This window comes from Hymenobacter plasmatis (genome assembly GCF_020711255.1).
GTDB lineage: Bacteria > Bacteroidota > Bacteroidia > Cytophagales > Hymenobacteraceae > Hymenobacter.
Genome location: NZ_JAJFAW010000007.1, coordinates 92,689 through 112,476, shown reverse-complemented (window position 1 = coordinate 112,476; position 19,788 = coordinate 92,689). Strand labels below are relative to the sequence as shown.

Annotated in this window: 13 protein-coding genes; 3 read left to right on the top strand and 10 right to left on the bottom strand. The window is 59.9% G+C overall.

Features of this window, described 5'->3' with window-relative positions; translation table 11 throughout:
• Positions 1–3 precede the first annotated feature (3 nt).
• Both LJ738_RS07115 and LJ738_RS07110 read left to right on the top strand, forming a co-directional pair.
• Positions 4–1,590, top strand: coding sequence for a hypothetical protein (locus LJ738_RS07115; protein WP_227785618.1), 1,587 nt, complete (start codon positions 4–6; stop codon positions 1,588–1,590).
• 182 nt (positions 1,591–1,772) lie between these two features.
• Complete coding sequence (locus LJ738_RS07110; RefSeq protein ID WP_227785617.1) at positions 1,773–2,327, top strand: DUF4252 domain-containing protein; 555 nt, start codon at positions 1,773–1,775, stop codon at positions 2,325–2,327.
• Between the two features lie 219 nt (positions 2,328–2,546).
• Here the strand turns inward: LJ738_RS07110 and LJ738_RS07105 are convergent, their stop codons facing one another.
• The gene (locus LJ738_RS07105; RefSeq protein WP_227785616.1) at positions 2,547–3,839 is read right to left on the bottom strand and encodes an aminopeptidase P N-terminal domain-containing protein; all 1,293 of its coding nucleotides are present in this window, start codon (positions 3,837–3,839) and stop codon (positions 2,547–2,549) included.
• A gap of 192 nt (positions 3,840–4,031) precedes the next feature.
• Positions 4,032–4,484, bottom strand: a complete 453-nt coding sequence (locus LJ738_RS07100; protein ID WP_227785615.1) for a hypothetical protein — start codon at positions 4,482–4,484, stop codon at positions 4,032–4,034.
• A 428-nt stretch (positions 4,485–4,912) separates the two neighbouring features.
• On the opposite strand from LJ738_RS07100, the gene LJ738_RS07095 reads away from it, so the two are divergent.
• Positions 4,913–5,272, top strand: coding sequence for a hypothetical protein (locus LJ738_RS07095; RefSeq protein WP_227785614.1), 360 nt, complete (start codon positions 4,913–4,915; stop codon positions 5,270–5,272).
• Positions 5,273–5,365: 93 nt separating this feature from the next.
• Here LJ738_RS07095 and trxA read toward each other — a convergent pair whose 3' ends face one another.
• From trxA to LJ738_RS07055, 8 genes are all read right to left on the bottom strand, one after another.
• Complete coding sequence (gene trxA, locus LJ738_RS07090; protein WP_227785613.1) at positions 5,366–5,695, bottom strand: thioredoxin; 330 nt, start codon at positions 5,693–5,695, stop codon at positions 5,366–5,368.
• Between the two features lie 313 nt (positions 5,696–6,008).
• Positions 6,009–9,722 carry a DNA polymerase III subunit alpha gene (gene dnaE, locus LJ738_RS07085; RefSeq protein WP_227785612.1) on the bottom strand — a complete coding sequence of 1,238 codons (3,714 nt, stop codon included), beginning with the start codon at positions 9,720–9,722 and terminating at the stop codon, positions 6,009–6,011.
• Between the two features lie 172 nt (positions 9,723–9,894).
• Complete coding sequence (locus tag LJ738_RS07080) at positions 9,895–11,697, bottom strand: FG-GAP-like repeat-containing protein (protein ID WP_227785611.1); 1,803 nt, start codon at positions 11,695–11,697, stop codon at positions 9,895–9,897.
• 176 nt (positions 11,698–11,873) lie between these two features.
• Positions 11,874–14,201 carry a LysM peptidoglycan-binding domain-containing protein gene (locus tag LJ738_RS07075; RefSeq protein WP_227785610.1) on the bottom strand — a complete coding sequence of 776 codons (2,328 nt, stop codon included), beginning with the start codon at positions 14,199–14,201 and terminating at the stop codon, positions 11,874–11,876.
• Positions 14,202–14,292: 91 nt separating this feature from the next.
• Positions 14,293–17,220 carry an outer membrane beta-barrel protein gene (locus LJ738_RS07070; RefSeq protein ID WP_227785609.1) on the bottom strand — a complete coding sequence of 976 codons (2,928 nt, stop codon included), beginning with the start codon at positions 17,218–17,220 and terminating at the stop codon, positions 14,293–14,295.
• A gap of 82 nt (positions 17,221–17,302) precedes the next feature.
• Positions 17,303–17,950, bottom strand: coding sequence for an O-methyltransferase (locus LJ738_RS07065; protein WP_227785608.1), 648 nt, complete (start codon positions 17,948–17,950; stop codon positions 17,303–17,305).
• A gap of 146 nt (positions 17,951–18,096) precedes the next feature.
• On the bottom strand, positions 18,097–18,549 hold the full coding sequence (locus LJ738_RS07060; protein ID WP_227785607.1) for a YDG/SRA domain-containing protein: 453 nt from the start codon (positions 18,547–18,549) through the stop codon (positions 18,097–18,099).
• Complete coding sequence (locus tag LJ738_RS07055) at positions 18,546–19,784, bottom strand: M16 family metallopeptidase (protein WP_227785606.1); 1,239 nt, start codon at positions 19,782–19,784, stop codon at positions 18,546–18,548. Before LJ738_RS07055 ends, LJ738_RS07060 begins: the two co-directional genes overlap by 4 nt.
• Positions 19,785–19,788: the final 4 nt, after the last annotated feature.

Sequence of the window (19,788 nt, the reverse complement as noted above, 5' to 3'; positions counted from 1 at the left end):
GACATGAAACTTCGCTACTTTTTCCTACTGCTCTCCTACTCGGTGCTGGCCAGCCTGCCGGCCGCGCGCGCGCAGAAGCGCCCCGATGCCCCCACGCCGCCCGATGCCCCCACGCAAACGGCCCGCACCGAACTGCCTTTAACTGCTTTTGAAAGCGAAGTGCACGTGCAGGCCCTGCCCGCCGACAGCACCGTGGTACTGCTGGTGGGCCGCAACAAGGGCCTTTCCAACAAGTCCACCTTCGGGTTTCAGCAGTTCGACAAAGACCTGCACCTGCGCCACGAGCTGGCGCTGGACATGCCCCAGGAGTTTGGCTTCACGCGCATGTGCGCCGAGGGCAACACGGTGTACGCCCTGTTTACCTCCACCAGCACGCCGGGGCGGCTGTTTGCGGCGGCCTACAACGGCCGCTTGGGCCAGGTGCGCACCCAGCAGTACGAAACCCGCCTGAGCCGCGAAATCGTGGACCTGAAGGCGCTGGATGGCCGCCTGTTTGCCACGGTGCTGCTCAACGACCAGCTCCACGTCACGGCCCTGCTGCTCGATGTGGCTTCGGGCCAGATGCAGTACCTCTCGTCCATCTACGAGCCGCTGCCCACCCAGCTCACCTTTGTGGCCGATGCCGCCAGCCGCCGCGCCGAGTACGTGTTGAGCCAAACTAATGGCCGCAAGTCACGCCTGCTGCTCAAGCAGCTCACCGACCGCGGCCAGCTCGTGAGCTCCGAATTTGTGCAGGCCGAAAGCGAGCGGAGCCTCATCACCGCCCAGCTCACGCCCCCGCAGGACACCACCGCCCGCCTGCTCATGGGCACCTATTCGCTGCGCGACCCCAGCTTTGCCCAGGGGCTGTTTGCCACCGACCTGCGGCCCACCGCGGGCAACGGCACCAAGCCGCCGCTGCGCTTCTACGATTTCCTGCACCTGAAGCACTTTTTCGACTACCTCAAGCCTTCCCGCCAGGCCCGCCTGCGGGAGCAGACGCAGCGCCGGGTGGCCCGCTCGGAACCGCCCAAACGCTGGCACTACCGCCTGCTGCTGCACGAGCTGCTGCCCCAGCCCGACGGCGGCTACGTGCTGGTGGCCGAAGTGTACTACCCCCATTACCGCTACAATAGCTACGGCAACCTGCCGCCCTCTTTTTACAACGGCCCCCAGTACGGGTACGGCAATGGCAACGCGCGCGTCTTCGACGGCTACCAAACCACCCACGCCCTGGTGTGCGGGTTCGACCGCTCCGGCACCCTGCTCTGGGACAACACCTTCGTGGTGGAAAACCTGCGCCGCACCGACCTCGAAGAAGCCGTTCGCCTGCAGCCTCTGCCCGACGGCCGCCTCGTGCTGGCCTACATCGACGAGGAAAAGCTGCGCTACAAGGTGATAAACCGCGCCGAAACCTCTTCCAACGACCATGAGGTCCCCCTCCAAACCGGCTCAGGCGCCACGGCCGCTGCCGAACGCGTGAGCGACACGTCCCAGGCCGATTTACTGCCGTGGTTCGGTACCCGGTTTGTCGCCTCCGGCTACCAGCGCATCCACGTAGACCACGGCCCCGACCGGGAAGTATTTTTCCTGAATTCGGTGGCTTTCTAGGTGAGGCCGTGGGGGCACCGGCTGCAGCCAAAAATTGAGCTGATATTCTTTCTAAATGGCCGGCTTCTCCCTGCATTCGGGCAGGGAAGCCGGCCTTTCTTTTAGCTCAATTCCCGCATAAAGGCAACCGTAGCAAGGCCAGGGACCGTAGAACGCACCTATCTTCTCGCCACCTTTGCCTCATGATTACAAAACTCCGACTCCCCGCCCTCTTCCTGTTTTTGCTAATGGTGGGCTGCCGCGCCGGTGGGCCCGGCACGCCGGCTCGCACCGTGGCCTCGTTTTTCTCTAAGTACGAAGGCCGCGAAGGATTCAAAACCACCGAATGGTCGGCCGACTTGCTCCAGCGCCTGGCCCTGGTGAAAGCCGCCAAGCTACTCGGCGGCTCCGACCTTACCGATGCCATCACGGGCATCCGCTCGGCCAAGGTCATCAGCTTTGCGCCCACCTCCGGCTCGGCCCGCGAACTGGCCCAGCAGGGCCTGCGCCAGGAAGCCACCGGCATTTTGCAGGGCGAGAAATACACGCCGCTTTCTACCGCCGGTTTTGGCGGCAGCGACTATGCCGTGTCAACCCGCGGCTCGGGCGACAAAGTCTCGGAGTTTGCGGCCCTAGGCTCCCTGCCCGATGTGGCTGATTCGTTTGTGCTGGTATCGGTGCAAGGCAATTTCACCAGCAGCCAGGTAGCAGCGCTGAGCAAGTACCTGCCCCAGATTGTGCAGGCTACTAGTAAGTAAGGTTCTCCTGCAGCTTGCCGCAAAGCCGCTCGCTTGGAACCTCGCCCCCGGCCCCTCTCCCTAGGAGAGGGGAGCCACGGCACAAGCTTTAGCTCAATTTCTTAAAAACCAAAAGCCCCAGCTCAATTGAGCCGGGGCTTTTGGTTTTCGCTTGATTACCATCAGGCACCCCTCTCCTAGGGAGAGGGGCCGGGGGTGAGGTGCTGCGGCGCGCTGCCCTTACGCCTTGCCCATCAAGTCCTCAATGGCGTCGGCCTGCAGGGGAATATTGGCCATCAGGTCCTCATTGCCGTTGGGCGTGAGCAGGATGTCGTTCTCTAAGCGGATGCCAAGGCCTTCTTCCGGAATGTAGATACCGGGCTCTACTGTGTACACCATGCCAGCTTCGAAGGTGCGGTACTTAGAGCCCACGTCGTGCACGTCGAGCCCCAGGTAGTGGCTGGTGCCATGCATGAAATACTTCTTGTAGAGCGGTGCGGCGGGGTCCTGGTTGCGCACGTCGGAGGCGTTCAGCAAGTCGAGCTTGATGAGTTCCTGCTCCATGCACTCGCCCACGGCCTGGTGATAGGCTTCGATTTCGCCGCCGGGCACTAGGCGCGTTTTGGCGAAGGCCATCACGGCCAGCACGGAATCGTACACCTGGCGCTGGCGGCCGGTGAACTTGCCGTTGACGGGAATGCTGCGCGAAAGGTCGGCGGCGTAGTTGGCATATTCAGCCCCAAAGTCCAGCAGAATCACGTCGCCATCCTGGCACTGGTTGTCGTTGGTGGTGTAGTGCAGCACGCAGGCATTTTTGCCGCTGGCCACGATGCTGCCGTAGGCCGGCCCGCGGCTGCGATTGCGCATGAACTCGTGCACGATTTCGGCCTCAATCTCAAACTCCCACACGCCCGGCTTCACAAAGCCCAGCAGCCGCCGAAACGCCTTCTCGGTGATGTTGCAGGCTTCGCGCATCACCCGGATTTCCTCGGGGCTCTTGATGGCGCGCTGACGGTGCAGCAGCGGCGCGGCGCGGCGGTAGGTGTGCAGCGGGTACTGGCTTTGCAGCGATTTGATGAAGCGGGCATCGCGCGTTTCCACCTCCACCACGGCCCGGATGTGCTCGTTGGAGTTCAGGTATACGTTTTCGGCCTCGTTCATCAGAGCCGGCAGCACCGACTTGAAGCTGTCGAGCCACATGATGCTGCGGATGCCGGAGTTAGTGCGAGCTTCGTCCTTGGTCAGCTTGTAGCCTTCCCAAATTAGGATATGCTCGGAGGTTTCTTTCAGGAACAGAATTTCGCGGTGCTGCGGCAGGCGCGCGTCCGGAAAAATGACCAGAATGCTCTCCTCCTGGTCTACCCCGCTGAGGTAAAACAAGTCGTTGTTTTGCCGGAACGCCAGGGTGCCGTCGGCATTCGTCGGCATCACGTCGTTGGACTGAAAAATGGCCAGCGAAGCCGGCGGCAGCTGCTCGCGGAAGCGGCGGCGGTTTTCAACAAAAAGCTCGGGGGCCAGGGGAGTGTAGCGCATGCGAAAGGTTGGTTGGGAATAGCGAGCGCAAGTTAGGTCCCGGGCCGTTGCCAGAATACGCCCGCCTGGGGAATCCAGCCCGGGTGCAGGCCAGCTCAACCTGACCAGCTTCGGCCAATACGCCCGCTCAATAGGCCACAAAAAAGCCCCTGCCGATTGGCAGGGGCTTTTTTATTTTGGAAGCCTACCGGCTTACAATTTCGATTTTACCGTCTTGGTGGCCGTCTTATTCGTTTTGTAACGCATATCGGGCGTGCCATCGGCTTTCATGGGGCCGGTTACGGTCTTGGTTTTGGCGGTTTTGTTGGCCGAGTAGCGCATGTCGGGCGTGCCGTCGGCTTTCATTTTGGTGCTGCTCGTGGTCTTGGTCACGCCCGAAGGCGTGGTTTGGGTGCTCGACTTGGTCATCGTCCCCTGCTGCTTGGTGGTGGTCGACGACTTGGTCATGCCGGCCGGGTTACTCATCGTGCTCGACTTCGTGGTCGTCGTCGTGGCCGGAGTTTGGGCCGTGCGGGTGGTCATTTTCGACGAACTGGTGCTCATCTTGGTGGCGGACGTAGCCGGCGCAGTGGTGGGGGTCTGGGCCAGGGCAGCAGAACTGCCAAGCAGGCTCAAGGAAACGAGGAAACCGAGGATGCGCTTCATAACAAAGGTGAAAAAGGTGGGTGAAAAGATGGGCCTCCTACGCAGCTTCTGGCTTCGCAGTTGGCAGGAAATTTAGCCATTTATTTTACATTGACTGTAAGCCCTTTAGCGCTCAATGCAATGTATCAGAAAATGAATGTATGCCCGATGAAGAGGATAGTAGAACAGCTATTTTCAGGTATGTTATTTTGCCATGAAGCATTAAGACGGTAGCCATTGGGCTACTTCTTGCCAAAACCACGTTTCTGGGCCCTATGCGCTACATCTGAAGCTTGGAGTGGTAAGGAGCCCTGCTTCTCGTTTCATTAATCTTTTTATATATACCGATTAATTATCAATAAACCGTTGCAATATGGCTTTAGAATTTATTACTTTGGGGTATCGCAAATACTTGTTCTCCAAGGTAAAACCACACTAATTAATTTCAGATGAAGAAAAATTTTTACTTTCTGTTCGCCTTTGGGGTAGCTGCTGCCCTGGTACAAAGCCCGGCCCAAGCCACGCCTCTGGCTGGCAATGTTACCGAGGTTAACCACGCAGCTGCTCCGGTTTCCATTGTCGAAGCATCCAGCCCCTTGGAGATGAGCAAATCGCCCAATTCCAAGGGCCCAGCCGGTAAAGCGCGCCGCAACTCGGTGCTGGCCATCTTGGGACTGGCAGAAAGTAAAAAAGTAATGTCTCCCGCCAAGCTCAACCGGGAGCAGCATTTGCGCCAGGAGCAGCTCAAGGCCAAGGCCCGCAGAGAATCGCGGGCGCATCGCCGCCGCTGCCCAAAAGCCTTGAACTAACAGGATAGCTGGCAGTTTGCGACCAGCCCCACCCATACAAAAAGCCCCTTGCCAGACTGGCAAGGGGCTTTTTATTTATCGGCAATAACGGGATTAAGCCGTTACCTGTGCTTCGAGCTTTTGGGCCAGCACGTGCTTGGGCACAGCGCCTACTTGTTTGTCAACGATTTGGCCGTTTTTAAACACCAGCAGCGTCGGGATGCTGCGGATGCCGAATTTCATTGAGGTTTGGGGGTTGGCATCGACGTCAACTTTGCCCACGACAACTTTGCCTTCGTATTCGCCGGCAAGTTCTTCCACCACAGGGCCTACCATGCGGCAAGGGCCGCACCATTCGGCCCAGAAATCGACCAATACGGGTTTGTCGCCGCTGATGATTTCGTCAAAGTTGGCGTCGGTTATTTCAATTGCTTTGTGTCCCATTTTAGTTTGGGTTGGGGTTAAGGATGGTCTGGCGTGTACGGCCAACGGGGTCGCAAGGTAGCAGATTGGAAGGTTAAACAGAGTGTACGGGGGAAAGTTCAGAAGGGCCATTGCCACCGCCAAGAGGCCCGGCGAACGGCTCAATTAGCTATCCGAAAGCTGGGAATATCATGCTGAACATATTCAGGATTTCCGCCACTACAACTGTCATGCTGAGCAGCGCGAAGCATCTTCTCACGGCTCAACGATTCGTTCAGCGGTGATAAGATGCTTCGCAGGCTCAGCATGACAGACGAGTAGAAGGATGAATGCCCTAAATGAGGGTGCAGACCTCCATTTCCATTTCGTGCATTTTCTGGATGAACGTCTTTGGCTCAATCTGGAATTTGCGCGAGAACATGTCGACGGCCAGGTGCTCGTGGGGCTCCACAAACTGAATTTCGAGGCGCTTGCTGCCCGGCGCGTGGTCGATGGCATCCTGCAGGCGGTCGAGCATGGGACCGGTCACGGTGCGCAGGTCCAGCTTCACGCGCACGCCCTTGCTGCGCTTCTCGGCCACGTCGGCCAGGGGCTCCATCGTGAGGATGCGCAGGTCCCACTGGTCCTGGGTGTGGCGGCGCAGCTCCTGCTTGAGGCGAACATACATGGGCGGCACCTGCTCGTTGGGGTAGTTGCGCGGGTTGATGAGCGGGGCAAACTTGGTGTAGTCGTCGCGGAACAGCGCGGGGTTGATGCTGGTCTCGTAGTCCTCGAGGGTGAAGGTGCAGAAGGGCTGGCCGGTCTTGGTCGTCTTGAATAAAACGTTGTTGATGAGGCCGGCTACTGCCAGCTCCTTGTTCTTAATCTCATCCACCTTCTCCAGCCCGCAGGTGCAGTAGGCGTCCAGCTCCAGCTTGTAGCTGTCGAGCGGGTGGCCCGATAGGTAGAAACCCACCACTTCCTTTTCGCGGCGCAGCTGCTCGGTTTTGCTCCAGGGCTCCATCTCGTGCATCTTGGGCAGCGGCGCGGCCACCGCCCCGAATGCACCCGCTCCAAAGAGGCTGTGTTGAGCTGATTCCTTGGCGGCCTGGTGCTGCTGGCCCATTTTCATGGCCTTCTCGATGAGGTTCTGGTCACCGGCGGGGGCGTCCAGGTACAGGCGGCGGTGCTTGCCGAACCCATCGAAGGCGCCGGCCTGGGCCAGGCTTTCGAAGGTTTTCTTGTTCACAGTGCGCAAACTCACGCGCTTGGCGAAGTCGAAAATGTCGGAAAATTCGCCGTTTTTTTCGCGCTCTTCCACCATGCTTTCTACGGCGAGTTCGCCGGCGCCTTTCACGGCGCCCATGCCGAAACGGATGGCGCCTTCCTGGTTTACGTTGAACTTAAGCAGGGATTCGTTCACGTCGGGCCCGAGCACGGGCACGCCCTGTTTGCGGGCTTCTTCGATGAAGAAGGTCACCTTCTTAATATCGCCCATGTTGTTGGTGAGCACGGCGGCCATGTACTCGGCCGGGTAGTTGGCCTTCAGATAACCAGTCTGATAGGCCACCACGGAGTAGGCGGCGGAGTGCGAGCGGTTGAAGCCGTACTCGGCAAACTTCTCCATCACGTCGAACACCTCGTTGGCCTTCTTCGCGGGGATGTTGTGCAGCTCTGCCGCGCCCTTGATGAACTTCTCGCGCTCGAGAGCCATCTTTTTCATGTCCTTTTTACCCATGGCGCGGCGCAGCAAGTCGGCGCCACCCAGGGAGTAGCCGGCCAGAATCTGGGCCGTCTGCATAATCTGCTCCTGGTACACCATGATGCCCTGGCTGTACTCCAGGATGGGCTTGAGCAGGTCGTGCGGGTACACCACTTCCTCGCGCCCGTGCTTGCGGTTGATGAAGTTCGGGATGAACTGCATCGGGCCCGGGCGGTAGAGGGCGTTCATGGCAATCAAGTCCTCGATGTTGGTGGGCTTGAGGTCCTTGAGGTACTGGCGCATGCCTTCCGATTCAAACTGGAAGGTGCCGATGGTATCTCCGCGCTGGTAGAGGGCGTAGGTCTTCTCGTCGTCGAGCGGAATGTCATCGATGTCGATTTTCACGCCGTGGTTGCGCTCAATCAGGCGCAGGGCATCCACGATGATGGTCAGGGTTTTCAGGCCCAGGAAGTCCATCTTCAGCATGCCGGCGCTCTCAATCACCTTGCCGTCGAACTGCGTGATGAGCAGGTCCGAGTCCTTGGACGTGGAAACCGGAATGTACTTCGTGATGTCGTCCGGGGCGATGATGACGCCGGCCGCGTGAATGCCGGTGTTGCGCACCGAGCCTTCGAGCTGCGTGGCCAGGCGCAGAATCTGGCCCTTGAGGTTGTCGGCCGATTCGTCGCGCCGAATCATGTCCAGCTCCTGGTTTTCGGCGAAGGCGCCGGCCAGGGTGGTGCCGGGCTTGTCGGGCACCATCTTGGTCAGGTCGTTGGTCTGCGGCAGCGGCAGTTCCATGGCGCGAGCCACGTCCTTGATGCTGGACTTAGCGGCCATGGTGCCGAAGGTGATAATCTGGGCCACCTGCGTCTTGCCGTATTTATCCACCACGTAGTCGATGACTTTCTGACGGTTCACGTCGTCAAAGTCGATATCAATATCGGGCATGGACACGCGCTCCGGGTTCAGGAAACGCTCGAACAGCAGCGAGTACTTAATCGGGTCGATATTGGTGATACCCACACAATAGGCCACTGCCGAACCGGCAGCCGAACCCCGGCCCGGGCCCACGGCTACGCCGATGTTGCGGCCGTGGTTGATGAAGTCCTGGGTGATGAGGAAGTAGCCGGCAAAACCCATCGTTTGGATGATGCGCAGCTCATAATCAAGCCGCTCCTCAATTTCGGGCGTGCGCTCGGAGTAGCGCGGCGGCTTGCTCATTTTCACCGTGCCATTGCCGGCGCTGGGGCCGAAAGCGCCCACGTAGGTGAGTTCACGCAGGAATTCGTCGGCGTTAGCAAAGGGCGCCGGGATGGGGAAGTTGGGCAACAGAATGTCGCGGGCCAGCTTCGGCGGCGTGATTTTGTCGACAATCTCATTGGTGTTGTCCACGCTGTCGGGCCGGTCGATGAACAGCTCGTTCATCTGCGCCTGGTTCTTGAAGAAGAACTGGTCGTTGGCGAAGCCGAAGCGGGTGTGCGGCTTGGGCTTCTGCAGCTCCTCGTCGATGCGGCGGAGTTGCTTCTGCGCGTTTTCGTCGCGCCCGTAGTTGCTGCGCAGGTTGTCGAGCAGGTCGTACTTCACCTCGCCCTTGGTGGTGAGCAGGGTGTAGTAGTTGGTACGAATGTCGCCGACCGGGATGCTGTGCTCCTCGCCGGTGTTCACGCACAGCAGCAGGTCGTGGGCGGCGTAGTCCGTTTGGTCGACGTAGTGCGAGTCGTTGGTGCAAATGACCTTGACGTTGTACTTCTTGGCAAAGCCGAGCAGCACCTGGTTCACGTCTTCCTGGCTCTTGCCGGTGCCGTCGAAGTTCATCAGGCCGTGGCGCTGGATTTCGATGTAGAAGTCCTCGCCGAACACGTCGAGCCACCACTTCAGTTTTTCCTCGGCCTCGGCTTCGGTCCCGAACAAAATCGTCTGTGGAATCTCTGCGCCGATGCAGCAGCTGGTGGCAATCAGGCCCTCGTGGTACTGCAGCAGCAGTTCCTTGTCAATGCGCGGAAATTTGGAGTACAGTCCCTCGATAAAGCTCATCGAGCAGAGCTTGCTCAGGTTGTGGTAGCCGGCTTGGTCCTTGGCCAGCAGCAGCTGGTGGTGGCGCACGTCCCTCTCCCCCTTTTCCCGGCTGAAGGCCTTCTTGTGGCGGTCCTGCACCATGTAGAACTCGCAGCCCACGATGGGCTTTACGTTGTACTTGTTGGCCTCGGCCACAAAGTTGAACGCCCCGAACATGTTGCCGTGGTCGGTGAGGGCCACGGCCGGCATCTCGTCCTTCTGCGCCTTCTTCATCAGGGCCGAAATGCTGGCCTGGCCGTCGAGCAGCGAGTATTGGGTGTGCGAGTGAAGGTGCGAGAAAACGGGCATTAGGCGCGGCGCTTAATGAGGAATGACGGATGAGGAATGAAGAATGGCCGTTGGAGAATTATTAATTCCGCATCCGTCATTCCTCATTTTAGTAAAGATACCCCCGTCCGGCGGGCATTCCCAAACCCCATTCGCCTGCTGCCTGATTCCCTGAGTGCTGCGTTTTTCTGGTTTATTCCACAGCCACACGGCGGGTAAGCGGGGCTTGGTCCTCCACCTGGACCGTGAGCAAATACACCCCGGAAGCCAAGCCGGCGGAAACAATATTGGCAGCATTTCCGGTAAAGGACTGGGTATGCACTGTTTGGCCTAGCACCGTAGCCAAACGCAGCGTAGCATGCGAGGCCGGAACAGGGAGGGTCACATGCAAAACACTTGCTGCTGAGGCAGGATTAGGCCAGACCGCGAAGCTAGAAGCAGTTAGCGCAGCCGTACCCAACACGGCACCTAGGCCATTGAGCATCGTATTGGTACCACCGGCAAGGGTTGAAGTGGCGTACGTTGACGCTACCACGTCAATGTCGCCATCGCCATCAACGTCCCCGGTGACAATAGTGCCATCGTTGTTGGGAATGGCATAGCCTTGCGGCCGACCAAAGTTGCCATTCCCCAAGTTACGCATCACTTTTAGCGTATCAGCTGGTCTTCCTGCAAAGCCATACCCTGTTAATAGCAGGTCGATGCGGCCATCGCCGTTGATGTCGGCTGAGCTTAGCTGCCCTGAATAGGGATAAACAGGTAATCCGTTGTTACTGAAGTTTCCGGTTCCATCATTAGCCATGATTTTGACCGTTCTTCCACAGGAAGAACAGTTGGTATAAGCTACCACTGCTAAATCTAAATCGCCGTCGGCATCATAATCGCCTAGCGCCCAGCTGCTGATGTTGTCCCCGGCATCGTTTAACCGATGCGCACTACTAAAACTGCCGCTGCCGTTATTAAGCCAAGCGTAAAGCCAAACCCCGGTTGCGTCCGTCCCTACAGCGTCCAAAGCGCCATCGCCATCTATGTCCTTTAATGCTTTAATAATGCTGTAATACGCCCCCGAAAAATTGCCACTGGCTCCAATGGTGAAGTTGCCACCACCATCATTTATGCCTATTGAAGTATCAAAAGTGTATGTATGCGACGACAAACCCTGCGTTGTGGAAATATAATCAAGGTCACCATCGCCATCAATGTCTCCGGTGACAAGGGAATTACTATTAGCCGCACCCGCCTTAATTGTTGAAGCCAGGGTGAAAGCCCCGGTACCATTATTAACCAATACAAATACCTGGGCTAAAACAGAACTGACCAGAATATCCAAATCTCCATCAGCGTCGATATCGGCTACATCGAGCGCTGGACGATAATTGAGTCCCCCCGAGTACGGGTCTTCAGGAGCTAAGGAAACTGAGGATATTGTGGTAAAGGCCCCCACGCCGTTATTGAGATGGACCTTTACCATCCCGGTAGTTATTGCAAGGTTTCCGGTAAGTGGAGGAGGAGGAGATGAGTATTGTACACTAAGGTTGAAGGTCAGCAGGTCAAGGTCACCGTCACCATCTACATCGGCCATGCGCATGGGGGAAGCTACAGTGGAAGCACTGCTGGGTATGGAGAGGGTGCTGCTGCTACTAAACGCCCCGCTGCCTCCCGTAGCCGCCGCCGTAAACTGCCACACCTGCGGCACACTCGCCCCATTAGCCAACGTAGCCGTCACGGTTTCGCCAGGTAGGAAGGGATTGGATGGAGCAAAGCTTATGGTGTTGCCATTCACGGTGGTGGTGCCGCTTTTTTTACCTCCGGATTGGGCACTGAATACTTTTAGGCCGGTGGCCGCACCTGGCCCAGCTGGTGCTGAAAGCGTAACCGCCACTGCTGTATTGCGTGGCGCAGCCGACGCATTTTGAGCGGGCGCGAAGCTGATTGGCGTCTGGGCCAGCGCGGGGGCGGCACATAACAGTCCAGCAAAAAGGGTAGAAAGTTTCATAGGAGAAAGGGAAAGCTAAAAATAGCTTTAAATAACCCCACACCCAAACTTCAATATAACAATCCTACCTTACTGCTAAGGCAAATTGCAGCATTCGCAACTGGACTGAATTTTCCCCGTTTTAAAGCAAACCAAAGGCTCGTTTCTATAGATGTAAAAGCCTCATGCGTGCCATGTTATGGCTTGGCATTGGTTACAACTCGTAGCACTTCCCCCACTTTCACGTTGCCATCCAGCTTACCATTCAGGGCCTGGATGTCAGCCACTTTCACCTCATACCGGCGGGCAATGCTGTACAAGGTCTCCCCTTTAGCCACAGTGTGCTCAATGGTGGTTCCGGCCGCAGCCGTCGGCGCGGGTGCCGCTTGGGGAGCCGCGGCCTTCGGAACATAAATCGCAGGGTTAGGGCGGTTGGTGGCGCGGGTGGCTGGCCGCGTGGGAGCAGTTGGAGTTACTACCGGAGCGGCAGCAACTGCAGGCACTGGCAATTCCTGCGACTTCAGGACCAGCACCTGCCCTACTGCCAGGTTCGCCGGCAGCGTGAGGTGGTTTAGGGCCATGAGGGTAGCAGGAGGTATCTGGTAGCGCCGGCTGATAGAGTACACCGTTTCGCCCGGCTCAACCCGGTGGGAAGCTTCGTTAGCAACAGCCGCGGGAGTAGCTGCGGGCGTGATTACGGGGGGCGCGGCAGGCTTAGGCGTAATTGGGCGCGGGGCAGCGGGCACTATCACTGACTTGGCTGGCGCTACTGCGGGCTTAACTGGTGGTTCCACGGGCGCTGGCGTTACGGCCGGCGCCGGCTCAACTACGGGAGAATTGCTCACAGTTGGCTCAATTTCTGGCTCAACCTCCGGCTCGGCAGCGCGGGGTTCATCGGCTAGCGGCGCGGGGGCTGGGGCCGATGCCGGAGGCGGCAGTTGAGCTGCCACGGGCTCCGGCGCTGCAGGGCGAACCGGGGGAGTGTACACAGGCGGGACAGGCACAGGCGCGGCGACCGGCTGAGCCTTCGTTACTGCTGCCGGAGGAATATTCGTTCCGGATATGGATTCTCCCCAACCGTCGCTGGCCTCGGCTTCTTCGTCTTTGCCGGGGGCGGCTTTTCTTTTGACTGCGGCCCGGGCTGTTTCGCGGTGGGCGGGAGCAGTCTTTATGGGCTCGGGGGCCATCATTTGGTCGTCGGCCATGGCACGGCTGGCCGTAGCGGAGCCCTCGATGCCTTTGCCTTCGGGCAAGCGGCGGTACTCCACGGCCACCTCGCGAGGCCGCACGTGCCGTAGCCACAGCACCCGGCCCGGGCTGGGTTGTTCGATGCGCGACATCCGGTTTTTGGCCAGAATCGCCTTTTTGCGAATGCCGTATTTCTGCGCCACGTCGAACACGGTTTCGCCGGGCTGCACCACGTAGTACTCCACGGCGCCCACGTCGCGCTTGCGCTGCAGGTAGTACGGCCGGCCGGTCACGGCCACGTCAAAAGCCGTCAGCTCGTTGTCGCGCAGGAACTCCCGCAGCTTCCTGCCCCCACGCTTGGCCAGGTCGGCGGTGGTTTCGCCGGGCAGCGCAATCAGCGCTCGCAGGTCGTTCAGGCGCACTTCGGCCGTATTGGCGGCTACGGCCGGCGCGGTGAGCAGCTCACCGCGGCTCTGGAGGCGCTGGTTAGCCACGATTCCGGCGGCCTGGGTCACGTCGCCGATGGGCACGATGAGCGTGTAGGGCCGGTCGGCGGGTACGGCGCTGGCCAGCAGCCAGCGGTTGTGCACGGCCAGGGCGCCGGGCCCCACGTGCAGTAGTTGGGCCTGGGCTTCGAGGGTTTGGCCGGCGGTGGCGGGAAATTCCTGCAGGCGCAAGGGGGGCTTGGGGTTCAGGCCACAGGCGGGTTCGAAGGCCACTTTCTGAGCTAGAAGGGTCAGCACGTAAACCGACGTCGCCTCGGTGATGGCCATTTCGGTGGCGTCGGCGTCGGTGGGCAGGATGTAGGGCTTCACGCCGCTCAGGCCGGTGTTGTAGCTGAGCAAGGCATTCACCCAGTTGTGCAAGGTGGCATTGTTGCGGGCGAGGTAGCGGGCGGCCGCGCGGGTGCTGGCCGTGAGGTGCTTGCGCTCGTCCACATCGTCATTCACCAGCAGGCCCAGGCCGGTGGCTGTTTCGCGCTTGAGCTGCCAGTAGCCCACAGCTTCGTGCACGCTCTGGGCATCGCCGAGCAGGGCGCTTTCCTGCAAGGCCAGGTAGCGGAAATCCAGGGGCACGCCCTCTTCTTTCAGTACCCGGTCGATGATGGGAAAGGATGCATCGGCCAGGTCCACACGGGCCTGAAACGAGGGCTGGTGGCGGCTCAGGCCATCGGCCTTTTGCTGCACCAAGCGCTGGGCTTCTTCATTCAACACGAGATGTATCCCGGCCACGTCCATGGCGGCGGGCACCGTTGGGTGAGCAAGAGGCGTGGCGGGTTGGGCCGCCACAGGCCCGGCCAGGACCAGCAGCAATAACAAGACAACAGGATTTCGCATAAACAACGCGGGCAGGAGGCGGCCACCGCGGCCACCTCCTGCCCGGAAGCTACAAAGAACCTGAATTTTGGCCAGAAAGCCGGACACTGCCCTACTGCGGGCCGCCACCGGGAGGGCCACCAGCCGGCGGGCCGCCCGCGGGAGCTGCGCCGCCGCCATCGGGCCGGCCGTAGCCGCCGGGCTGCCCAAAGCCCCGCTCACGCCGGCCCTCGCCGCCGCTGGAGGGAGCCACCACATTGCCGCTGCGGATGTTGTAAGTGAACATCAGCATGAAGTAGCGCTGCAGAATGGTGGTTTGCACGTCTTCGTAATAAGCTTCCGTCACGTTGCGCTGGATGGCGCGGTTCTGGCCCAACAAATCGAAGGCATATACCTTGATTTCGCCGCGCTGGCCGGGAAAGATTTTTTTGCCCAAGCTGGCATTCCAGAGCAGGTACTGCTGGTTGTAGCCGGCCGAAAGGCCTGAGTAAGCCTGGTGCACCAGGTCGGTTTGGAAGTTGATGCCCGGCCCCACAATCCAGCCCAACCGAAAGCGCGTGACCTGCGCGAAGTAGTTAGTATTGAGCTTGGCCTGCAGGGTGTTGCGCACGAAGTTCTGGCTCGATGTGGTAGAGGCCGTAAAGTCCAGGTTGGGGCTGATGTTGGAGCTGAGCGTGAGGCCCGCCCCAAACGAAGGCACGCGGGCGTAGTTCAGGCCGCCGTTCACGATGCCGGGCGTCTGCGTGAAGTTGGCGTTGGCGCTCAGGTTCACGTTGGTTTTGATGGGCTTGATGGGCCGGCCGTAGCTGATGAGCGAGCGCACGGTGTACTGCTGGCTCAGGTTGGTGGGCTGGGTGAGCTGGCCACCGGCCGGCAGCCGCACGCCAGGCGCGCCCTCGGGCACCACAGTGGTGTCGCGGGACGCCACCAGCGTGCGATTAGAAATCGGGTTCTGGGTGTAGGAACCCGAGAGCAGCGCGAAGAAATTGCTGGCCACCTCCGGGCTCGACGCCGTGTAGCGGAAGTTGACGGAATGCTGGAATTCCTGGCGTAGCGTGGGGTTGCCGATGGTCAGCTGCAGGGGGTTGGAGTTGTTCACCACGGCCTGCAGCTGGCTCACGCTGGGCGGGTTGGTGTTGGTGCGGTAGTTGAAGCGCAGGTTTTTCTGCCGCGTGAAGCGGTAGTTGACGTTGGCATTGGGCAGCACGTTCACGAAGTAATAGCGCCCGATGCTTGCCCGCGGAAACTGTGCGTCGCTGTACAGCTCCGAGTATTGCCCCGATAGGCCCACGCTGGCTTGGTACTTGGGCGTGATGTGCCGGTAAGTCAGCCCGCCCGACTGCGTGAGGTAGTAGTTATCAAACACGTTGCTCAGCGCGTCGTTCTGCTGCTTGGTGTCGCCGGTCAGCAGGTCGTAGGTGTACTTGCTGGAGCTATTCGGCGCGTAGTTGATGGCGTAGTTGCCCTGCAGCACGTCCTGCTTGCTCAGCGCCTCGGTCAAGGACAGGTTCGCATTCATGCTGCCGCCGTGCTGCCGCAGCGTACTGGTCTGGTTGAGGCTGTTCAGTGCCGAGCCCGTGTCCAGGGTGCGCAGGGTAGTATTGCCGTCGCGCTGGCTGTAGGTACCGCCGATGCTCAGGCTGGCGGTGCGGCCGGCCTTGGGAAAGCGGTGGCGCAGCAGCAGATCGCCGCCGGTGTTCAGGCCCTCATTATCCGAAGCGTAGTTGCTCGTGATGCGGCTCTGCTCGGTGCCGCTGCGGCGGGTGAGGCCCACCACGTTGCTGCCCGCATCGTTTTGCTGGTAGCTGAAGCGCGGCCGAAACAGGATGGAATTGGCCGAGTCAATCTTATGCTCCAGGCGCATGTTGAAGCGCTGGTTTGTATTGAGGCCGTTGGTGTTGGCGCTTTGGGTGTAGGTGGTGCTGGCTTGCTGGGGCAGCACGTACTGGCGCTGGGTGCTGCTGAGCAGCGTGTTGTTGGCCCGGTTGAAGAAGTAGCTGGCCGACATGTCGGTCTTCTTGTTCCAGGAGTTCGAGTAGTTCAGGCCCACCGCGTTGGTTTTGGTGATGCCGCCGCTCTGGTTTACCAGGAAGTCGCCGGCATTGCCGCCATTGCCCCCGCCGCCCTGGCCACCTCCTCCACCCCGGCCACCACGCCCGCCTCCGCCCTGGTTGGAGTTGCCCACCACGCCCAGCAAGTCCTCGGTGCCAAAGTTCTGCTCGTTCACGTTGTTGGACTGCGCCAGCACCGAGACCCGGCGGTCGCCCTTGAAGTTGTTCACGTTGCCGCTGGCCTTGTAGCGGTCGGGGCCCGCACCGGCCACCACCCGCCCAAAGGTGCCGTTGCGGAATTCCACCTTGGTCACGATGTTGATGGTCTTGGTCGTGTTGCCATCGTCGAAGCCCGAAAAGCGGCTCTGCTCGCTGCGCTGGTCAAATACCTCCACCTTGTCCACCATTTCGGCCGGCAGGTTTTTGAGCACGGCGTCGGGGTCATTGCCGAAGAACTCCTTGCCGTCGACCAGCACGCGCTGCACGTTTTCGCCCTGGGCCTGCACCTTGCCGTCGGTGCCCACACTCACGCCGGGCATCTTCGTGATGAGGTCTTGAGCGTTGGCGTCGGGATTGGTTTTAAACGCCTTGGCGTTGAACTGCGTGGTGTCGCCCTTCTGCACCGATTGCGCGGCCTGGCCCGTCACCACCACGCCCTTGAGCTGCACACCGCCCGACTGTAGGGCCAGCGCCCCAAGCTGCACCGGCGCCCCATTCACGGCCACCACCTGGCGCTGCTTCTGGTAGCCCACAAAGGAGGCATCGAGCACATAGCGGCCCGCGGCCACGTTGTCGAACTGAAAGCGGCCCTCGGCATCGGCGGCGGCACCGGCCTTCACCGAGTCGGGCAGGTGTATCAGCAGCACGTTGGCTCCGATGAGCGGCGACTGGTCTTTGCCATCGGTCACGCGGCCGCTAACCGTGGTGGGCGCCTGGGCACGGGCCGCCAGCCCAATCAACAGAAAGATAAGTAAAGAGAAGAGCCGCATAGAACTGGAAAAAGCAACGGAAACACATCTGACGGCATTCTGCCAGTCAGGGTTTGCAAACCAGTCAAGCGGGCAAATTGGGCTACTTTTTACGCAACAGTAGCAGCCCATCGCGCAAGGGTAGAAAAACCGGTTCTACCCGTGCGTCCTGAGCCATCTTGTCGTTGAAAGCCCGAACAAAAGGCGTGTCCTTGTCCCCGCTTTTCACTTCGTGCGTGGGCAGCACCTTGCCGCTCCACAGCACATTGTCGACGATGAGCAACCCGCCCGGGCGCACCTGCCCGATGACTGCCTCAAAATAAGCGTCGTTGCTCCGCTTATCGGCGTCAATAAAGACTAAGTCCCATACTTCATCGACCAAGCCCGGCAAAACGTCGAGCGCTGCGCCAATGTGCAGGCGCACCTGCTCTGTAATACCGGCCGCCGCCACGTACCGCCGAATGCGTGCCTCCCGCTCGGGGTCGATTTCGATGGTGTGCAACAGCCCGTTATCCGCCAGTCCTTCGGCCAGGCACAGCGTGGCGTACCCGCAAAAGGTGCCAATCTCCAGCACCCGCCGGGGCCGCATGAGGTGGCTCAACATGCTCAAAAACCGTCCCTGCAGGTGGCCGCTGCTCATGCGCGGCAGCATGGTTTGCAAGTGGGTTTCGCGGGTGAGCTGGGCCAGCAGCGGCGGCTCGGGCGCTGTGTGCTGCTCGGCGTAGGCCTGGATGGGGTCTTGGTTGGTCATTAAGAAGCTATAAGTAGCTAGTTGCGCAATCAATCGGCTGTCATGCTGAGCATGCGAAGCATCTTATCAGGTTAGCGCGAGTCGTTCCGCGGCGATAAGATGCTTCGCTGTGCTCTGCATGACAGTCGATTGAGGCTGACGGGTTTTCAAATGATGGGCCGCAGCCGAAACACAAATACGTTGAAGCCCGACTTGCCAGGGCCGTAGCTGGAGGCCACAATCTGGTAAAGGCCTTCGTAGCGGTACACATCGGGGCCACCCCCATCCAAGGCTGACACCTTGCGCAGCACCCGCACCGGCAGGCCGTTTTCGTGGCTGGTCAGCAGGGCCAGATTGGTGCCGGTGGCTACCTGGTCGGTTATCTGATGCCCGGTCTTGGGGTCGCGGCCACCATTACCCGCATAGCGGATTTCCTCTTCCTCAACTTGGTCGTCCTCATATTGGCCAGCCAGCACGATGCTTTCGGCCCCGAGTTGCTGGGTTCCGCAGACGCCCGCCCGGCGCGGCCGGTGCACGCCGCTGAGGGATAATTCTATTCGGTTGCGAAAGGTGTCCCCGGGTCGGTAGCTGCCCACGTGGCCGAATACGGGAACACTCATTTCCCCTCCGGCACGTACTGCAGGACGCTTAGGTGCTCATCCGTCAGCACTTCATTGGCCATGTCGCGCAGCTCGGCGGCCGAAATCAGCTCAATTTTCTCGAAAATCTCGCTCAGCGGTTCCACGCGGCCCAGGTCGAGCGTGCTTTTGCCCAGGAGCTGCATTAGGCCGCTGTTGCTTTCCTCGCTCATGGCGAGTTGGCCCATGAGCTGGTGCTTGGCCGTGTGCAGCTGATTGGTGCTCAACGTTTTTTCGCGCAGCAGCTTCAGCTCCTTTTGTACCAGGCCCAGGGTGCGCTTCACTTGCTTGCCCTCGGTGCCGAAGTAGATGCCGAACAGGCCCGTGTCGGTGTAGGGCGAGTAGGTGCTGTCAATTGTGTACACCAAGCCGTATTTCTCGCGCACGGCCAAGTTGAGCCGCGAGTTCATGCCAGGCCCTCCGAGGATATTGTTGAGCATGAAAAACGGGATACGGCGCTTGTGGGCAATGGAATAGGCCGGGCCGCCCAGCAGGCAGTGGGCCTGCGAGATGGGCCGGGACTCCACCTGCGTTTTGCGCTCGTAGCCGCCTACCGGGCGGCGCACCCGCGGCCCAATTTTGGCCGGCAGCGGCGCCAGGAATTTATCGGCCAGCCGCTTCACTTCTTTGAAGGGCAGGTTGCTCACCGAGCTGAAAACCAGCCGGTCGGTGCGCATCTGCTCCTGCAGGAAGGCGTGAAAGTCGGCCGTTTGGAAGCGGCTCACGCTCTCGCGGGTACCCAAGATGTTCACACCCAGCGGATGGTCGCCGAATACCACCGTGTCGAAATCATCGATAATGGCGTCTTCCGGGGCATCCTGGTACATGCTCATTTCTTCCAGAATCACGCCCCGCTCCTTCTCCACTTCGCGGCCGGGAAACACCGAATTAAACGTCAAATCAGTCAGGAGCTCAAACGCGCGCTCAAAATGCGTGCTGAGCAGCGCGGCGTAGAAACAAATTTTTTCCTTGGTAGTGTAGGCGTTTAGCTCACCGCCCACGGTTTCGAGGCGGTTGAGGATGTGGAACGACTTGCGCTTTTCGGTGCCCTTGAAGGCCATGTGCTCCCAAAAGTGGGCCAGGCCCTGCTGGTGCGGGGCCTCATCGCGCGAGCCAATGTCGAGCAGGAAGCCGCAATGCGCAATCTTAGTATGAAGTACCTGCTTGTGCAGCAGGCGGATACCGTTCGGGTATTCGTGGATTTCGTAGTCGGGCATAGGA